This is a genomic window from Azospirillum sp. TSH20 (assembly GCF_003115935.1).
In the GTDB taxonomy this organism is placed as follows: domain Bacteria; phylum Pseudomonadota; class Alphaproteobacteria; order Azospirillales; family Azospirillaceae; genus Azospirillum.
This window is the reverse complement of sequence record NZ_LGQU01000095.1, coordinates 1-2691: the sequence shown is the minus strand read 5'-3', so window position 1 is coordinate 2691 and position 2691 is coordinate 1. Positions and strand designations below refer to the sequence as shown.

Here is a 2691-nt window from a genome sequence, read left to right as displayed (position 1 = left end):
ACATCGGCCAACACACTGCGTCAGCCAATTCCGCTGAGATCCAATGGATTCGGGTAACCGCACCGCATCATCCATGGCTGGGGCGGGTTGTACGGGTTATACGGCGGCTGCGACGCGACGCCGGCACGGATCTGGTCGTTGAAGGAGAGGACGGCCACCGGCAGATGATGCCGCTGGCGTGGACCGAAGCTGCCCGTGTTGAGGAGCCTGTCATGCCGGTCCTGCGCTTCACGCCTGGAAGCCTGCGTGCCCTCGTCCGGCTGGTCGAAGCCTGCCGCACATCCCCGCCCGCGGAGGCTCGCCATGCCAACCCCGACCCCGATCCTGTGGAGCATTCTACCGCTGGAGGCGCAGAGGCCGATGATCGCGCTGTGGAGCGACTTGCTGCGGCGCCGGCTGACGGGCCGGATGGCCCACAAGGAGACGCTCCATGATCCTCTCGCCCAAGATCGAACCCCGTCATCAGCAGTTGCAGGCGATCGTCTACATCCGCCAGTCCACGCCCAAGCAGGTACAGTGCAACCAGGAGAGCACCCGCCGCCAATACCAGTTGGCTGAACGCGCACGGATGATGGGCTGGTCGCCATCCCAAATCCGGGTCATTGACGAGGATCTTGGCCTCTCCGGTGCGAGCAGTCGCCAACGGACGGGCTTCCAAAAGCTGGTCGCCGTCATCGGTTTGGGCGAGGTGGGCATCATCCTCGTTACCGAAGTGTCGCGCCTGTCCCGGCGCAACAGCGATTGGCACCGCGTCATCGAACTGTGCGGGGTTTTCCGCACTCTCATTGCTGACGAGGACGGCGTCTATGACGCGCGGGATCCCAACGATCTCCTCTTGTTGGGCGTCAAGGGCACGCTATTCGCCGCCGAACTGCACATTCTGCGTGGCCGGATGCGCGGCAACCTGCTGAACAAGGCGCGCCGTGGTGAACTCGCGCTGCGCCTGCCGGTCGGCTTCCGGCGCCGCCCCGACGGAGTGGTGGTGCAGGACCCGGATGATGCCGTGCGTCTGGCCATCGCCACGGTGTTCGAGCGCTTCACTGTGCTGCGCAACGCCAGAGCCGTACAGCGCCACTTTTTGGAGAACCGGCTGTCCTTGCCGCGATGCGCTCAGACCGGGGCCTCCGCCGGCACCATCACGTGGGTGCGGCCGACCTACCAAATGATCCAGCAGATCCTCACCAACCCAGCTTACGCCGGCGTCTTTGTCTATGGTCGGCGGCGGCGCCAAGCCGTGCCAGGAGACCCGCCGACGGTAATCGACCACCGGATCGGCGTGACGGAGTGGGACATCGTGGTGCCCGACGTCTACCCCGGCTACCTGACCTACGATGCCTACCTCGCCAACCGTCAGGCGCTGCAGGAGAACCTCTACAACTTCGCCCATAAGGGCTGCGGCGCACCGCGCGAAGGGATTGCTTTGCTCACCGGGCTGGTCGTTTGTGGCCGCTGCGGTCGCCGGATGGCCGTCAACTACGGCTCCGTGTATCACAGCTATCATTGCCGCCGGGCCCAGGTCGATTACGGCGAGCGGCAATGCCAGTCCTGTCCGGTGGGGCTGCTGGACAGCATCGTCACTGCCGCTTTCCTGGAAGCGGTGGCGCCGGCTGGCCTTGAGGCCACCCTGGCGGCCCTGGAAATGCTGGAGCACGAGCGAGAGGTCATCAATCGGCACTGGCAGCTGCGCCTGGAACGCGCCCGGTATGAGGTGGCCTTGGCCCAACGTCAATACGATGCTGTCGATCCTGACAACCGCTTGGTAGCTCGGGAATTGGAACGGCGTTGGAACGCAGCGTTGCTCGCGTTGGAGACACTCGACAGCGAATACGCCTTGATGCAGCGAACCGATCTGATGCCGCTGACCGCTGCCGAGCGGGAGGAGGTGCGTCGGATTGCCGCCGACCTGCCTAGTTTGTGGCGGGCGGACACGACCACGGCCGTCGATCGCAAGCGGCTTCTGCGTCTGGCGGTTACCGCCGTCACCGTGACAGTCGACCGCATCGCACGGCGTGTCGATGTGGTTCTTCTATGGACGGGCGGCGCCACCTCGACGCACTCGGTGCCCCTGCCGCCGATCGGCCTGCACTCCACGACCGACGCCGCGGTGATCGACCGCATTCGGGAGCTGTCCGCCCGGTTGCCCGACCATGCGGTTGCCAGCGAGCTCAACGCACTGGGTCTGCGCACCAGAACCGGAAAGGAGTGGACCTACGAGCGCGTCTTTTCCATGCGCAAGCAGTACGGCCTTGCAACCGGCTGTCCCATTCGGACCGGCTCGCTGCAGCCTCGGGCGGATGGGCGCCTGTCCGCCAAGGCGGTAGCCAAGCGGCTGGGCATCACGTCATCGCTGGTGCAAATCTGGGTACAGCATGGGATCCTCACCTGCGACCAGCGCTGTCCTTATTCCAAGCAGTGGATCCAGCTGACGGACGCGGACATCGCCCGGCTCGATGGCTCCGCCGAGGTCAGCGGGCTTCCAACCCTCACCGAGGTCGCCGAGGACATGGGAGTGGAGCGTGATGCCGTCTGGGCGCGCGTTCGGCGCGGCGACTACATCGCCTTCCGAACCACACGCGGCTGTGGCCAGTGGGAGTGGCGCCTGAAGGCGCGCTCAGCCACAGAGGAGGTCGCTCCATCGAACACCGTTGGAGGAAACCGAGATGGAACAGAGCAGTATGGATAACGATGTAG

General features: G+C 65.2%; 2 protein-coding genes. One reads left to right on the top strand and one right to left on the bottom strand.

Annotated features, from left to right (window positions below):
• Positions 1–20 precede the first annotated feature (20 nt).
• Positions 21–305, bottom strand: a complete 285-nt coding sequence (locus TSH20_RS35800) for a hypothetical protein (protein ID WP_146205461.1) — start codon at positions 303–305, stop codon at positions 21–23.
• 125 nt (positions 306–430) lie between these two features.
• On the opposite strand from TSH20_RS35800, the gene TSH20_RS23780 reads away from it, so the two are divergent.
• The gene (locus TSH20_RS23780; RefSeq protein WP_109157378.1) at positions 431–2683 is read left to right on the top strand and encodes a recombinase family protein; all 2253 of its coding nucleotides are present in this window, start codon (positions 431–433) and stop codon (positions 2681–2683) included.
• Positions 2684–2691 lie beyond the last annotated feature (8 nt).

Bases quoted from the DNA above. Each gene is read 5' to 3' on its own strand.
- TSH20_RS35800 (WP_146205461.1), bottom strand. From the start codon at position 305: ATGGCGAGCCTCCGCGGGCGGGGATGTGCGGCAGGCTTCGACCAGCCG.
- TSH20_RS23780 (WP_109157378.1), top strand. From the start codon at position 431: ATGATCCTCTCGCCCAAGATCGAACCCCGTCATCAGCAGTTGCAGGCG.